At 39.3% G+C, this 14740-nt stretch carries 14 protein-coding genes; 6 read left to right on the forward strand and 8 right to left on the reverse strand.

The window, feature by feature from the left end:
* Positions 1–33: 33 nt before the first annotated feature.
* The 4 genes from BUC07_RS05455 to BUC07_RS05470 all read right to left on the reverse strand — a co-directional run bounded on the left by BUC07_RS05455 (position 34) and on the right by BUC07_RS05470 (position 7367).
* Positions 34–1656 carry a RagB/SusD family nutrient uptake outer membrane protein gene (locus tag BUC07_RS05455; protein WP_073166780.1) on the reverse strand — a complete coding sequence of 541 codons (1623 nt, stop codon included), beginning with the start codon at positions 1654–1656 and terminating at the stop codon, positions 34–36.
* Between the two features lie 20 nt (positions 1657–1676).
* Positions 1677–5210: a TonB-dependent receptor gene (locus BUC07_RS05460; RefSeq protein ID WP_083578111.1), complete on the reverse strand. Its 3534-nt coding sequence runs from the start codon at positions 5208–5210 to the stop codon at positions 1677–1679.
* Between the two features lie 193 nt (positions 5211–5403).
* Positions 5404–6405, reverse strand: a complete 1002-nt coding sequence (locus BUC07_RS05465; protein ID WP_073166784.1) for a FecR family protein — start codon at positions 6403–6405, stop codon at positions 5404–5406.
* 395 nt (positions 6406–6800) lie between these two features.
* Entirely contained in the window at positions 6801–7367 is a 567-nt protein-coding gene (locus BUC07_RS05470) for an RNA polymerase sigma factor (protein ID WP_073166787.1), read from the reverse strand.
* A 647-nt stretch (positions 7368–8014) separates the two neighbouring features.
* On the opposite strand from BUC07_RS05470, the gene BUC07_RS05475 reads away from it, so the two are divergent.
* The 5 genes from BUC07_RS05475 (at position 8015) to BUC07_RS05495 (ending at position 12168) form a co-directional block, all read left to right on the forward strand.
* The gene (locus tag BUC07_RS05475) at positions 8015–9391 is read left to right on the forward strand and encodes a purine-cytosine permease family protein (RefSeq protein ID WP_073166791.1); all 1377 of its coding nucleotides are present in this window, start codon (positions 8015–8017) and stop codon (positions 9389–9391) included.
* Positions 9388–9570, forward strand: coding sequence for a hypothetical protein (locus tag BUC07_RS05480; protein WP_073166793.1), 183 nt, complete (start codon positions 9388–9390; stop codon positions 9568–9570). Before BUC07_RS05475 ends, BUC07_RS05480 begins: the two co-directional genes overlap by 4 nt.
* A 509-nt stretch (positions 9571–10079) precedes the next feature.
* Complete coding sequence (gene tnpA, locus BUC07_RS05485; protein ID WP_073166795.1) at positions 10080–10526, forward strand: IS200/IS605 family transposase; 447 nt, start codon at positions 10080–10082, stop codon at positions 10524–10526.
* A 385-nt stretch (positions 10527–10911) separates the two neighbouring features.
* A complete protein-coding gene (locus BUC07_RS05490; RefSeq protein ID WP_073166798.1) occupies positions 10912–11175 on the forward strand; it encodes a hypothetical protein in 264 nt (87 codons plus the stop codon).
* An 87-nt stretch (positions 11176–11262) separates the two neighbouring features.
* Complete coding sequence (locus tag BUC07_RS05495) at positions 11263–12168, forward strand: fructosamine kinase family protein (protein WP_073166800.1); 906 nt, start codon at positions 11263–11265, stop codon at positions 12166–12168.
* Between the two features lie 52 nt (positions 12169–12220).
* Here BUC07_RS05495 and BUC07_RS05500 read toward each other — a convergent pair whose 3' ends face one another.
* From BUC07_RS05500 to BUC07_RS05510, 3 genes are all read right to left on the reverse strand, one after another.
* Positions 12221–12523, reverse strand: a complete 303-nt coding sequence (locus tag BUC07_RS05500) for a type II toxin-antitoxin system RelE/ParE family toxin (protein WP_073166804.1) — start codon at positions 12521–12523, stop codon at positions 12221–12223.
* The gene (locus tag BUC07_RS05505) at positions 12523–12744 is read right to left on the reverse strand and encodes a hypothetical protein (protein ID WP_073166807.1); all 222 of its coding nucleotides are present in this window, start codon (positions 12742–12744) and stop codon (positions 12523–12525) included. Before BUC07_RS05505 ends, BUC07_RS05500 begins: the two co-directional genes overlap by 1 nt.
* A 334-nt stretch (positions 12745–13078) precedes the next feature.
* Positions 13079–13594 (reverse strand): nitroreductase family protein, encoded by a 516-nt coding sequence (locus BUC07_RS05510; protein ID WP_073166811.1) that lies wholly within the window; start codon positions 13592–13594, stop codon positions 13079–13081.
* Positions 13595–13868: 274 nt separating this feature from the next.
* Here BUC07_RS05510 and BUC07_RS05515 point away from each other — a divergent pair, with 274 nt between their 5' ends.
* Positions 13869–14342 (forward strand): hypothetical protein, encoded by a 474-nt coding sequence (locus BUC07_RS05515; protein ID WP_073166814.1) that lies wholly within the window; start codon positions 13869–13871, stop codon positions 14340–14342.
* A gap of 56 nt (positions 14343–14398) precedes the next feature.
* Here the strand turns inward: BUC07_RS05515 and BUC07_RS05520 are convergent, their stop codons facing one another.
* Positions 14399–14581 (reverse strand): hypothetical protein, encoded by a 183-nt coding sequence (locus BUC07_RS05520; RefSeq protein ID WP_073166818.1) that lies wholly within the window; start codon positions 14579–14581, stop codon positions 14399–14401.
* Positions 14582–14740 lie beyond the last annotated feature (159 nt).

Below are 14740 nucleotides of genomic sequence, written 5' to 3' on the forward strand. Positions count from 1 at the left end.
TTTAATGTTTTAATTAGTTAAATCATTTATTGATTATGATCCTGATTGTACAGGTTGCCAACCAAAGTTTTGAGTACATTGCCTGTTGTTTTTAATTTCAGTGGCCGAAATTGGAGACAAGAGGTGTTTATTACCAAATTCATGATCGAAATTTGTTGGCTGATGTCCAACGAAATTTTCAATAGCTTCAAACTGACCTTGCCCATCTACTAATGCCTTGCGAGTGCGCCGCATGTCCCATAGCATTTTGTTTTCAAATATCAATTCATAGGCACGTTCACTCATAATAGCCTTTAGGTTTACATCGCCAGCCTGGTATTCTGATAATTCAGCTCTTACCCTCACTTCGTTAATACCTTTAATAATATCGTTATCAGAAACAGATACTCCTAATTGACGGAGCGTCCAGTTTACTTCTGTCAGCATTAACAAAATATCAGCATACCGGTATAAATTCCAGTTTAATCCTGAATTAGCGGTTCCTTTTACTGCATCATAGTCGTAATATTTATATAAAAAAGCAACAGGGAATTTATCAGCAGGGCTCTCGTTTACATCATATTTTTTTGCTTTAGTGTCACTGTAGTAAAAATATACTCTATCCTGAATGCGGATATCTGCTGGATTAAACGATTCATGATATGCCGGGCTTGGAATATTGGTTCCTGTCTCAACAGTATATGATGAAACATAACTATTCATGGGCAACCAGAAATAAACCGGGAAGTTCTGAACGCCTTCCATGTATTGAATCTGGAATATTGCACCTCCTCTGTTGTTCATTTCAGGATTGTTCAGATCGCTGAATTCTCCAATCGGATATTTTCCGTAAAGTGCATCCAGTTGTGTTTTAGATTTTTGCAACAGTTCTTTTGCACTTGTAGTATTTACAGGATATTCAGTCATAGACCACGATCCTTGTTCGCACCACGCTTTGTCTGGATCGGTGTTCACTTCCTGGTATGGATAACCTGCCATTGTTAGATAAACATCGGCTAGAATTGCTATAGATACATCTTTTGTTACACGACCATCACTTGATCTTCCATCAGGTAGGTTGCTCTCATTTACGGCAAATTCAAGATCAGGAACGATAATTTCGTCGTAGATCTTTTTTAGTGAAGCACGTGGTTGTTCAGCCTCACTTGCATCCTCTAAGGTTGCTACGTTATAAACTACATCACCATAGTGGCGAACAAGACAGAAATAATAAAATGCCCGTAAGGTGCGCACTTCACCAAGGTAATGCGATTGATCTTCTGGTGAAAGACCATCAATTGTAGGAATCATTTCTATAGCAAGGTTACAGTCCCTGACTCCCGTATACCAGTTGTTCCAGGGGCCGGTAAAATAATCTTCTTCACCACTTTGGTCATCTTGTTCAAATTTCCAAAGTCTTGCTCCCATGTACTGTGAATATGCTTTGCCTGTAAAATATTCACGGGCACCAGCCTGGTTTCCACCCCATTCACTGGTTCCACTGGTCCAGCCCGGAAGAGCTCTGTAGGCGCCTGTGGCAAAGGCAACACCAGCCTCATAGCTGGAAATATCGGATTCTGTAGTTAGTGAACCTGTGGGTTCCTCTTTTAAAAAATCCTCGCAAGAACTTATTAAAAGTCCCAAAAACAGGAATATATATATATTATAATATTTCATCTCTCTTAAATTTTTAATGATTAAAATCTTACATTAACTCCAAAGGTAAAGGTTGTGGGGCGTGGATATTGATAAAAGTCCATATGAGGAGTAACCGAATCCATGTTTCCGCTGTCATTACCTTCAGGATCGTAGCCATCGTATTCAGTTAAAACAAAGAAGTTTTTGGCTGTTAGATACATTCTTAGCCTGTCTATTCCAATTCTGTCAACAACACTTCTGGAAAAGTTATATCCAAGGGTTGCGCCCTCTCCTCTAACAAATGATGCATCCTGAATCCAATGGGTATCAGGATATGTCTGATAGTAAACACCTCCCATACCTGGTCTAACCTGACCTATTTCGGTATTCTGATGATCTGGTCTCCAGGCATCAAGTACTGTGGCTAAACTATTTCCCATTGTTTGCCTGTCTTCTCCGGAGTGATTCATTCTTTTTTGAATTTTTGCTCCGTAAGAAACTCTAATGTCAAGGCTAAAATCAAAATTTCGGTATTCAAATCTGTTATTAAAATCCATATCCCATTTTGGAAATGCGTTTCCTAACAGATAACCATCCGATGCATTGATAGAGCCATCATTATTGGTATCCTCATATTTAACGTCGCCTGGTTGAAATCCGTAACGGGCAGCCAATGAAGCTTCTTGTGTACTATAGGTTCCAAGCCTGTTTAAGCCCCAGAATGTAGCTACTGATTCGCCTTCCCGTAATACGGTGTTGGCTCCGCCAACCCAATAGTTACGAAGGATATCCTCTCCTGTAGGTCCTAGCGTTAAAATCTTGTTCCGATTAGCACTCCAGGCAATGTCGGTGAACCAGTTAAACTGGTTTGTTTTTATATTATGCGTATTAAGCATAACTTCAAAACCCTTGTTTTCAATTTCGCCGTAGTTGTCTCTTACGCTTCCCGTGGTTGTTGAAGTGGGCAAAGGCACAGAAAGCAACATATCAGAGGTTAACTTATAATAATAATCAACCGAAACAGCAACACGGTTATCAATTAATCCAATATCTAAACCTCCATTATATTGGGTTGTTGTTTCCCACTGGAGATTAGGACTTGCCATTGAACTTGGAAACAGACCCGGGTGAACAGCTCCGCCCAAAGCCACATTTGTTGACCCAATGAAAGCCTGGGTAACATAGCTACCAATCTCCTGGTTACCAGTTTGACCTATACTTAAACGAAGCTTAAGGTTTGAAAGTGAAGGAATATCTTGAGCAAAGCTTTCTTCTGATACCCTCCATGCAACAGAACCAGATGGGAAAAATCCATATTTTGAATTTGCTCCAAATTTTGAAGAACCATCTACACGGCCTGTAAATGTTAATAAATATTTGCTCATGTAATTATAGTTAAGGCGAGCAAAATAAGAATTTAAGGAATTTTGACCGTCACTACTGGATGGGGCTGGCCGGTTAGCCGTACCAACACCTATATTGTGCCATTTGTAGAAGTCATCAAAAAATTGATTGTTCCAGGTATTCAGATTCTCCCACTGGTAACGCGACCAGGAAAGTCCCAACAGTCCATCAATATTATGGTCTCCAGCTGTTTTATTATAATTAAAATAATTTTCATTTTGCCAGTAAATTGATTTTGATGCATCAATATCTGCTCTGCCATGATCCCCTCTTGTAACATCAATACCCCCATAATAATTGAATTTATATGAGTTGTCATCGGCTGCAAAATTAGTTCGGAAAGTAAGATCCGGAGTAATTTTAAAAATTAATTCAAGGTTTCCGGTAAATTGAGAACGATTCGTAAACCTTTCAACGGTTTTACTTACCTGCCAGGGTGACTGGTGATCAATTTCTCCAACAGGGAAGTGCAAGTTTCTACCAAACCTATCGGCATATTGTCCGTAAATTTCTTCATTGTTTGGAAATTCAAGAGGAATAATTGGGAAAGCTTCAATAACACCACGGCCTATACCGCCCGAAAAATAGGAAACATCGTTTGATTGTTGTTTACTTCTATTGACTGAAATTTGAGTTTTAATATCCAGCCATTTTGCTACTTCAATGTCACCTGTCATTCTTGCAGCAAAACGTTCAAGGTCAGAGTTTAAAAGCAAACCATTTTCAAGAGAGTAATTCAGGAATGCACCTAATTGCACTTTTTCACTACCTCCACGAATGTTTACTTGATGGTTTGTGGACGTTGATGGTGTAAAAATAGCTCCCTCCCAATCAGTATCAAATCTTGGTTTGTAATAATTACCATCTCTTCCAACTAATGGAACTGAGTAACCTCCCGGTGAAACTTGTTCGAAAAGGTGAGGATATTCAGAATAGGTGTTTTGCGAATTAACTCTGTCTGCTGGCAAAATATTAGCATCAGTGGCTAAAGGCCAGTTAGGTGTTCCTCCGCGAGTGTATTTGGTAACATTCATCCATGCTTGTTGATAAACATACATAAATTGTTCAGAGTTAAGACTCTCCAGGTTATTTTGTAAAACACCATGAGAGACATATCCATCGTATTCAACCTGAACATCTCCTACATAACCTCTTTTAGTTGTAACCAGAATCACCCCGTTTGCTCCACGGGCTCCATATATGGCTGTAGCTGATGCATCTTTTAATACCTCTATTGATGCTATTTCATTAGGATTTAATAGAGTAAGTGCATTGGCTACTCCAACTACACCATCAACAACTACAAGAGGTGAGTTACTTGAGTTGATGGAATTAGTGCCCCTAACACGTATCATCGGATTTCCACCAGGTTGACCGCTTCTTTCTATTATTTTTACCCCGGCTACTTTTCCAGAAATTGCCTGAGCCATGTTGAAGGCTGGTTTATCCAGCAGTCTTTCTTCATTAACACTCGTTACTGAGCCTGTTAAGTCACTCTTTTTTACCGAGCCATAGCCAATTGCTACTACTTCTTCGATGCCGATGGTATCTTCTAGCATGGTTGCATTCACAATTGTCTGATTTCCAACAGTAATTTCTTGAGTCTGCATTCCTACAAACGAAAATTGCAAGATAGCTTCTTCCGGAACATTAGTTAGGGAATATTCCCCATTGGCATTGGTAACTGTGCCCTGTGTAGTGCCTTTTACCACAACGGTAACTCCCGGCAAAGGTTGTCCGGAACCATCGGTTACAGTTCCGGAAACTTCTCCTTGTTGTGCACTGTTTGTTTCCCGGGCTGATGCCAGTATCTCCTCGCCAAAGGTATCATTGGCAGGGCGTACTACAATGTAGCGATCCACTATTTCATAACCAATGTTTTTACCAGTTAGGACTTCATCAAGTATTTCCATTACCGTTGCATCCTGGGCATTTACGGTAACGTTGTTTAACTCCCGAAGATCATTGTTCCGGTAGAAAAAGAAGAATTCGCTTTTGTTTTGAATCTCGTGGAAGAGTTCGGTAATGTTCCCGTTCTCGAAGTTGATGTCTAGCCGCGTGTTTTGGGAATAGGTGGAAGCGGTAACGCTTGCGAGGGAGAACAGGAGAATTGTTAACGTTAGTTTCATAATTAACAAAAATTTTCTCAATGATCGGGATATCCCAATCCGGTTTGATAGTTTTTTCATAAATTTACATGTTTTTAATGATTATTACACTTTAAACTTTGTTTTAATCGAAACGGTGGATATGTGGGGCATATCTGCCGTTTTTCTTTTTGAATTTTCGAAAAGTGAATCCGTTTAAAAATATAATATACGCTATTTAAATTAAACTTGTTTCACTTCCAGTTTAGGTTTCAGGCTATTTGTCCATAGGCACTTACTTTTTTGAGATTATTATTACATCTTTATTTTCTATGTTGTTTTGGTAATTTACTTCAACAGGCAATAACAGGCAAAATGCCCTGGTAATTTGATTGAATGGTTTGTTCTTTAGTATTGTACCTGAAAAGCGCAATTCGCCAATTTCTTCCTGCTCAAAATGAATTTCAACATTGTACCAGCGTTCCAACCGACGGGCTACATCGCTCAGTTTTTCATCGTCGAATTCAATTTTTCCTTCGGTCCAGCTTTCGTAAAACCGGGTATCTACCTTTTTTACAAAATACTCTTTCGGGGATTCAGGAATATGGATTTGGTCCCTCGGCGTTAAGCGTGTAATTTCTTCACCAGTAGTTTTGTTCACTTTCACTGAACCTTCCACCAGTGTTACTTTGCTGAAATTATCTTCCCGGTAGGAAATGGCGGCAAAAGAAGTCCCAAGTACTTCAATCTCACTTCCTTTTAATTCTACTTTAAAGGGAATTTCGTCTTTTTTTACTTTGAAGAAAGCTTCGCCATCCAATTTTACCTCGCGCGCTTCATTGCCGAAATTATCAGCGTACCGGAGCGTAGTACCCGAGTTGAGCCAAACATGCGTGCCGTCACTTAATGTCATCTCAGCCATTTGTCCCAACGGCACTTTTACTTCAGAATAAGTTAACGGTCGTGCTACGGGTGTATTCCGGTAGTGGTTGATTAAGATTCCCGATATAAGCGCCAGAACTATGATTGCGGCGTATTTGGACACAGAAAGGAAAAATCTGATTTTCTTTTTTCTGAAATAATCGGAAATATTAAGCCACGATCGGGGTTCGGAAGTTTTATACAGCGGTGCAGTGCTTTGCAAATCGCTTTGTATTTTCCGGGAATCGTCTATTATTTTTTGATTTTCGGATTGTTGCAGGAGTTGTTCCAGCTCGCCGGTTTCGTTTTTGTCCCCTTCGTGATGTACTCTTGAAGCGGTTAGTTCCCAGATTTTATCTTGTTTTGTCTCTTTCATTCAATTGTTGTTACCGTCGGTAAAGAACGACCGAAATTTTCAGTCGTTCTTCTAACCAAACTAAATCTATTCTATGAACAACCGGTTATCAAGTTACATTTAGTTGATTTACGGTTGTATTTAATAAGACGTAAATTGAAACAGAACGGGGTGACAGGAATGGAGGATTTTTTTGTGAAAAGTTTGAGAGGGGGTTGTATGGGGTTGATTTGTAGTGGGTTATTGGGTTGGTGAATTGTAGCTAATTGGAGGTTGATAGTGATTAGTGGGGATTAGTAGGGATTTATGGTGATTAGGTGGAGGTTGATGGAGATTTATTGTGATTTGTGGGGATCCATAGAGAATGGTTGAGATTTCTGGTGTTGGGTAAAGATTTACAGATGATTTCTTGAGCGTCAATGTGAATTCTTCTTTTTGATGAGGAGAAAGAAATTAAAATCCTTCGGATCGAGCATTTCACGTAACTGTTTGTAGGCACGGCCCATTTGGGTTTTTACCGTGTTGCGCGAAATATGCAGTTTTTCTGCTATTTCATTATAAGATAACGATTCATAAACAGCCAGTTCGAGCACTTTTTGGCATTGGGAAGGTAACTTTTTAACCGCTTTGTATAACCGTGCATACTGCTTTTGATCGTCGAACTCCTTTTCATTTGCCGGGGCAATAAAATCTTTTTCGAGTAGTGGTTCGGTAAGAATTCTTTTTTTTCTGAAATGATCCACAATGACGTTGTGCAACATTAAAAAAAGATAATGTTCAACCGAGTTTTTTATTTCAATTTTGTTGCGCTGCTCCCACAATTTTATGAAACAGTCGGATACCAACTCTTCGGCCAACGCGGTGTTCCCTTCGGTCGATTTAATTGTATAAAGGCACATCTGATAAAAGTACTTAGAGTGTAATTTTTTGAGTGCTCCTTTATTGCCGTCCTTAATATTTTTCCATAGATCGAGGTCTTCCACAATTGGCTTATTAGCATAATAAATAGCAAATATAGTTTTTCCATTTGGGAAAAGAAATTAATTTCTGTAACTAATCAGTTGGTTTATGTTTTCCTGGTGATGGTTTGAAGAAGCAACAAAAACAGCCCCGACCTTCAGGTTGGGGTATTATTATGAGCCGGAAGAGGATTGAGATTTTTGCGCCGGGTTTTAACCCGGCGATTCCATGATAAATTAAAGTTGGCTTTAGCCATTAATATACAGTCTTTTAAAGGCTAAAGCCGCAACAAATTTTTGTGCTTTCGATACACCGGGCTGAAGCCACGGTGCAAAAATCCCCATTTTTCACACAGCCTGTAAAAGCTGGGGCTGTTTTTTTATATTTCCAACAATCAACATAAATTTGAACTGATTAATTCTACTTTGACACTTTTTCCTAAAGTCGAAAAATCTATTCGTTTTACCCTAAACCCCAAGGGGAATCAAATAGATTTTTCTTATTTCTCCACTTGGGGCCGGGGTAAAAAATAAGAAAAATCGGTTTCTCCTACAATCTGTCAAAGTAGAATTAGTTGCAATTTTCTTAATTAATCCAGACACCACAGGATAATCCTTTTTAAATATATTCCCTAAATTAGCCGGTAAAATAGAAAATCTAAATCAAAAAAATGAAAGTACGAACCATTTCTAAAAAGCTGGATGCCCTGTATGAATTTGACCGCGAGCCGGTTTCGAAAAATGCATTGCAGGGTATTGGCAATTTCCTTGGGAATTTTGCGGGTGAGCACGTGGCAGGTACCGAGTTTGTAATCGGGATGCTTTTTGTGGCACATGGCGTTTCGGTAACCGATATGTTTGTGGGCGGATTAATAGGGAATGTACTCGCTGTGCTGAGCTGGGCTTTAATTACCACCCCCATTGCAGTTAAAGCGCGGTTGTCGCTCTACTGGCAACTAAAAAAGATTTGCGGGCCCATTCTTGTGTTTATCTACAATATTGTAAATGCGCTTATGTTTTGTTTTCTGGCAGGCGCCATGGTTGCTGTTTCGGCTACTGCTGTCGGAATTCCGTTTAATGTGGAAATGCCAGCGTTAAATGATTTGTATCCCTCGAGTTTGGGATGGGTTATAACCGTATTTGCAGTAGGAACAATCATTACTTCATTTGCCATTCTCGGGTTTGAAAAACTGGCACGTTTTGCCAAAGTAGCCGCTCCCTGGATGTTTTTTATCTTCCTCGCTGCTGCCATCGCTTCATTGTCGAAGCTGGGAATTCAAACCGATTTGAGCAACTTTTGGGATGTAGCCGGCGAAAAAATCTGGACTGGCAAAGCGCTTCCGGGGCAATCGCAGTTTACCATCTGGCATGTTATATTTTTTACCTGGTTTGCCAATGCTGCCATGCACCTTGGAATGAGCGACCTTTCGATTATGCGGTACGCCAAGAAATGGCAATACGGTTTTGCATCGGCAGTGGGTATGTTCCTGGGACATTATGTGGCCTGGATTTCTTCCGGAATCTTATACGCAGCTGCCACCAGCGACGCACCCGGCGAAGTGGCTTTCCAGGCCATTGGAATTGCCGGGGCATTGTGTGTGATTATTGCTGGCTGGACGACCGCCAACCCCACGCTTTACCGCGCCGGACTGGCCTTGCAGGTAGCATCACCCAACTGGAAACGGTGGAAAGTAACACTGTTTGCCGGACTCATAACCACGGTTGCGGCCCTATTTCCTGCGCTGGTGATGAAACTGATGGATTTTGTGGCATTGTATGGATTGGTATTGATTCCGATGGGCGGTGTTATTTTTGCCGATTTTTACCTGATGGATAAGTTGGGTTTGAAAAATTATTATGCCGAACGGCAGGGTATCAATTTCAACTGGGCTGCCGGCATTACGTGGTTTTTATTGCTCATTGTAGCACTCATTATGAACATGTTTGTGGGGGTAGAGCTGTATTTTCTGCCGCTCCCGGCATGGATTCTATCCATAGTATTGTTCCCGTTATTCAGTAAATTTTATCAGAAAAAAATGGCCTTATGAAACGTATATTGCAAATGATATCCCTGGCAGGATTACTGCTCACAATTGTACCCCCGATTCTGTTTTTTCATGGAAATGTCAGTCACACCACTCAGAATATGTTGATGTTAATTGGCGCCTTTACCTGGTTTATCAGCGCTTTTTTCTGGTTGGGTAAAAAAAGCAAGGTTGAAAACTGATGAATTTTGCGTTTGCAGTAAATTCAACCCTTTCAGGGTTGTCGGGAACAAGTTCCCGACTTACCGTAAATTTCATTTACGGCTACTTTTGTTCTATCCTTTCAGGATTGTTGGAATGCAGAATATAAATGATTAAATTGGAATGAATTGATTTAAAATAAGTTTGTGAAATTTTTAACGAAAACGAATTGCATTAATACCAGATTTTCTATAGCTGTCGGTACCAATTGCTGCCAGTAAAATTTATGGGTAAAACATCATAACTTACTACTGAAAGTGGGTAGCACTAAAAATCGCAGATGCAACCTGCGGAAAAAAGTGGGAATGGACCAGAACCCGCCAGCGGCGGGTTCAACAATAATAGCCGTAGGTACAACCTACGGGTGAAAAGCAATAATAAATCAGAACCCTGAAGGGGTTCAATAACAATAACAGTAGGTGCAACCTGTGGAAATAAAGTAACAACAAACCTGAACCCGCCAGCAAGCGGGTTCAACAACTTGAACGATATGGCAACCTTTACTCAAATTTTGTATCAGTTTGTTTTTTCAACAAAGAATGCCGAAAGAACAATGAGACTTGAGAACTCCGAAAAGCTCTACCGATATATATGGGGAATTCTGAAAAATAAAAAATGTAAGCTGTACCAGATAAACGGTACAGAAAATCATTTACACATTCTTACTCATGTTCATCCAACGGTCTCTGTTGCATCTTTGATAAAAGATATAAAAGTTTCATCTTCCACCTGGCTGAAACAGGAGAAATTGTTTCCAAACTTTATTTCGTGGCAGGAAGGTTACGGAGCTTTTACTTATCATATTCAGCAAAAAGATATTTTGATAAATTACATCGAAAAACAAAGGGAACACCACCATACAAAATCTTTTAGAGAAGAGTATATTGAATTATTAAATGAACACGGGATTGAGTTTGATGAGAAATATTTATTGTAAATTCAACCCTTTCAGGGTTGCAGGAGATATGTTTCATGCTAACCGTAAATTTCATTTACGGCTATTGTTGTTCAATCCTTTCAGGATTGTTAAGCAGAAAACAATCGGTTTTTAATTTGAAATTTAATGAATTAAACAAAGTTGATTATTTTTATAGCAATAGGATGATATTAGTACAGAACCCGCCAGCGGCGGGTTCAACAATAATAGCCGTAGGTGTAACCTACGGTCCATGTAAACGGGTAAAACCAGAACCCTGAAGGGGTTCAATAAAGACAATTAACTAATTCAAAATAAATTATGAAGCCAGTAAAATTATTAACCGGATTGTTTTTGGCAGGGGCATCTGTTTTCTTAATGTCTTGTCAGAAAGCCGACTCTCCGGATGTTGTGGGAGAGTTGCAATGCAAATTTCAGCAAAACCCTTTTGGAATTGACCGCGCTGAATCGCTTTTGCAGTAGAAAATTTCAGACCAACGGCGTGGCGCAAAATTCAAGTGCAGTGGTTGATTTGCCCGGTGTTGATGAAAATTCAGTTATAAAAGAAAGCGACGTTGATGTTGCCGGAAATTCAATTGAGGGAATTTCTGAAACTGCCGACGGAAAAATTCGGACCGCAGCCAGCAGTTATGTGTTTACGGTAGAGTAGTTTTCCTGAAAAATATGTTTGAATTATTAACGTGAAATCCCGGTTTTTGCCGGGATTTTTTTATTTTCAGGGAAAAGAAATTACACTATGCTATTTGGAAACACCAGCAAATCAGTTTTAGAAGAAGTAGAAAAGTCGCTTTCTGATAAATTTGATAAAGAAGTGAAAATTGAAAAATCCGGCAATTTGGGAGGTGGTTGCATCAACAACGCTTCGAAAATTGAAACCACTGCAGGAACTTTTTTTCTGAAATGGAATGCCCGTTGCAAGGCCGACATGTTTTTGCGCGAAGCTGAGAGTCTCAGTGAACTAAAAAAAGCAGCGAATGGGAAAATTGAGGTCCCCGGGGTTTTTGCCGTAAAAGAGGTGGACAACACGCCCGGTTTCCTTGTGCTGGAATACCTTTCTCCCGGAGGTTTCGGGGCCAACACCGATGAAATACTCGGTCGTGGGTTGGCCACCATTCACCAGTTTGAAAATGATAAGTACGGTTTTTACAACGATAATTATTGCGGATCTACACCGCAGGACAATTCATGGAAAACAAGCTGGCCTGACTTTTTCCGCGATAACCGGCTGGGGTATTTGCTTGGTTTGATTCAAAAAGATCGTTCCTTACCCACTTCTGAAATGAAAGTTTACAACCGTTTGCTGAATAAAATTCCGGATTTGGTACCGGCAGAATCGAAACCTGTTTTGATTCACGGCGATTTGTGGGGCGGAAATTACATGGTTTGCAGTAAAGGACCGGTGCTCATCGATCCGGCTTCCTACTACGCCGATCGCGAAATGGAAATGGGAATTATGACCATGTTTGGTGGCTTTTCGCAGCAGTTTTACAGCGCTTACAACGAGGTGAACTCTTTGCCTCCTGAATGGGAAGATCGAAATCCGCTATACCAGATCTACCATGTGTTAAACCATTACTATTTGTTTGGAGGAGGATACAGTAGTCAGGCCTTGCGCATTGCCAAATATTTTGCAGGCGGATAAAATCTGGTTACTAATCCCGCTGCTGACACCATGTGATATACAAAAGCATGGTTTATTTTAATTCTTTTTTCAATTTGGCAGGATTCATTCGATTATCAAAGATCGTTACAACTTTAATTGTTTTCGAATCGAATCGATAAAATAGTGATGTTTGCTTTGTTACAACAAGCATGTGAAGTCCTTTTACGTAATCAGTTTTAGGGCAAGACTCTGGGAATTTTTGAATTTGATTAAAGGATTTGTCAAGTTTTTTGATGAAATCATCTTTCACATTAAGAGACCATTCTTGTTCCAGGTATTCAAGCAGTTTGTCAAGTCGATTGGATGCTCTTTTTGAAAGAACTATTTTTCTCATTATCTGTGTTTTTTCATAAAATCTTTGTAATCTATAACCTCTCCGTTTTCAATATCTTCGATTCCCTCAAGTATGTCATCCTTTTGCTCTTGAGAAATGGTCTCCCAGAAGTCCGTTTTTGTGCTTTCTTTAAAAATATTTTTTACTGATTTTAAAATGTTTGGATTGTTTGTCTCCAAAATCATTTTCATTATCTCTATTTTCTCTGCTTGAATATTCATATTTTTTTTCTCAAAGTTAAAAATAATTTGTTTTTCAATTGGTTTTCAGTTACCCGAAATTTATTTTGGGACTTCTTCTGAAATCAACGGAGCAAAATTAGCTGGTGTCATTTTATGTCCCTCAATAAACGCGAATGTGATATTTATTTCGTTTTTTTAGCTTGTTTAGGGTTTGTCACGAAATAACTTTATCATTCAGGCTTGTTCTTTTGCACGCTAACTTCGTTAAAAAGCCTCGTCGTAGCTATGGCTATACCTGCGTTTTTTGTCTCGTTATCGCACAAAATAACATCGCCTGCTCTGTCCAACTTATTCCGCAACAAACCCTTAGGTGTTAAAACTTTTCCCAGTGAATGATTTCTTCTACAGGTTTTCGGTTTTTTTCAGGAATTTTATCACCGGCGGGGTAACCCAGTGGCAGCATCACCAGGGGTTCAATGTGCAGGGGTAACCTTAATGTTTCAGCACATTTCTGCGCATTAAAATTACAAACCCAGGTTGTACCCAGTCCCAGCTCGGCAGCCTGTAGCGCCATGTGATCAACGGCAATGGCTACATCCACATCCGCATAATCTTTACCATCCGAACCTCTTTTCCACGATTGGGAATGGTCAGCACAAGCCAGGATAATTACAGGGGCTTTCCTTATCCAGGCACGCTGGTAAAAAGCAAACATTTTTTCCAGGTTCTCGGGAGCCTGGACCACAATAAAATGCCAGGGCTGGAAGTTAACTGCAGAAGGAGCCAGCCGCGCCGCTTCCAAAATTTTTTCCAGTTTATGTTTTTCAACCGGTGTGCTTTCAAAATCTCTTACTGCGTAACGATGTACAATTAACTGAGGAAACTTCATCTTGATTCAAAATTAGTATTGTCGCTTTTAAATTATATTGAAGTAAAACGCATGATTTTCGGATAAAATATAACTGATTTACTATTTATAATTTCATTTATTTATAATTGTACTAAATAAGAAATTAAATCTTAATTGTCAAGTAAATTCGATGAACATCAATATGTTATAAAGCAGAATAATTTCTTGTAACGTCTTTGTAATTCATCCGTCTTGTAAATACAAATGAGATTGAAAACAGTAAAACAATTGTAAACATTAAATTTTAGAAGTCATGAAAAACGTTAAATTATTATCAGTTTTTGTTGTTTGTTTTTTGGTATTAACAGCATCGGTAAACGCCACCGGTTTTCGCTCAGATTTTAAAGATTACGAAATTGAGGCGGTTGACGATTTAAACCTTGGCAAGAAAGTTGAAAAAGTGTGGACGCTCACCTACAATTCCAGTGAAAAGCCCGTTACTGTGTTGAAACATAAAACGCTGGATGGAGTTGAATACATGGTTCGCAACGATTTTTTTGAAGTGTGCTACGCCGTTACTTCAAATGGGTTTGGCGCAAAAAAGGTAAGAAATTCCTGGAGTAACGTTCCAAAGCAAATAAACAGCGTTGTATTAAATAAAGAGCAACTGAAAAGACAGGCAGTTATTTCGCCCAATAAAGAAATGGATGACGAAAAAGCACTTGGGCTAATTGCCAATTTTCTTCCCGACCTGATTAACGATGAATATACTCACCTTTTAAATTAAATAGCAGTTTATAGTGAATAAGAAGAGTGATTAAACCGCGGGAAACCGCGGTTTTTTTATATACAGCCGCAAACCAACCCGTCAGCAAGACTGTCAAGATATTCTTCTTCTTTCTGCTTTTCTTCTGCTGTCCCAATGCAATTTTTGCAAACAGGCAGCATTACTGTTTTATTCACCGATGTTTCGCCGGCAGGATAAACCTTTTCACAAACGAAACACTTTTTACCTGCATCCTCCATTTTATCTCTGTTAAAATTCGTGCAAATATAATTATTTATTACAGCTGGGGCTGTTTTTGTAATTCATATTAAAGCTGGTAATGAACCCGTTAAATTGGTTGTGTTGAGATCCATCAATGAAGGGAATGTTGTATAATATGTTGTGTGATTGAATGATTT

Source organism: Tangfeifania diversioriginum, assembly GCF_900141875.1.
Classification (GTDB): domain Bacteria; phylum Bacteroidota; class Bacteroidia; order Bacteroidales; family Prolixibacteraceae; genus Tangfeifania; species Tangfeifania diversioriginum.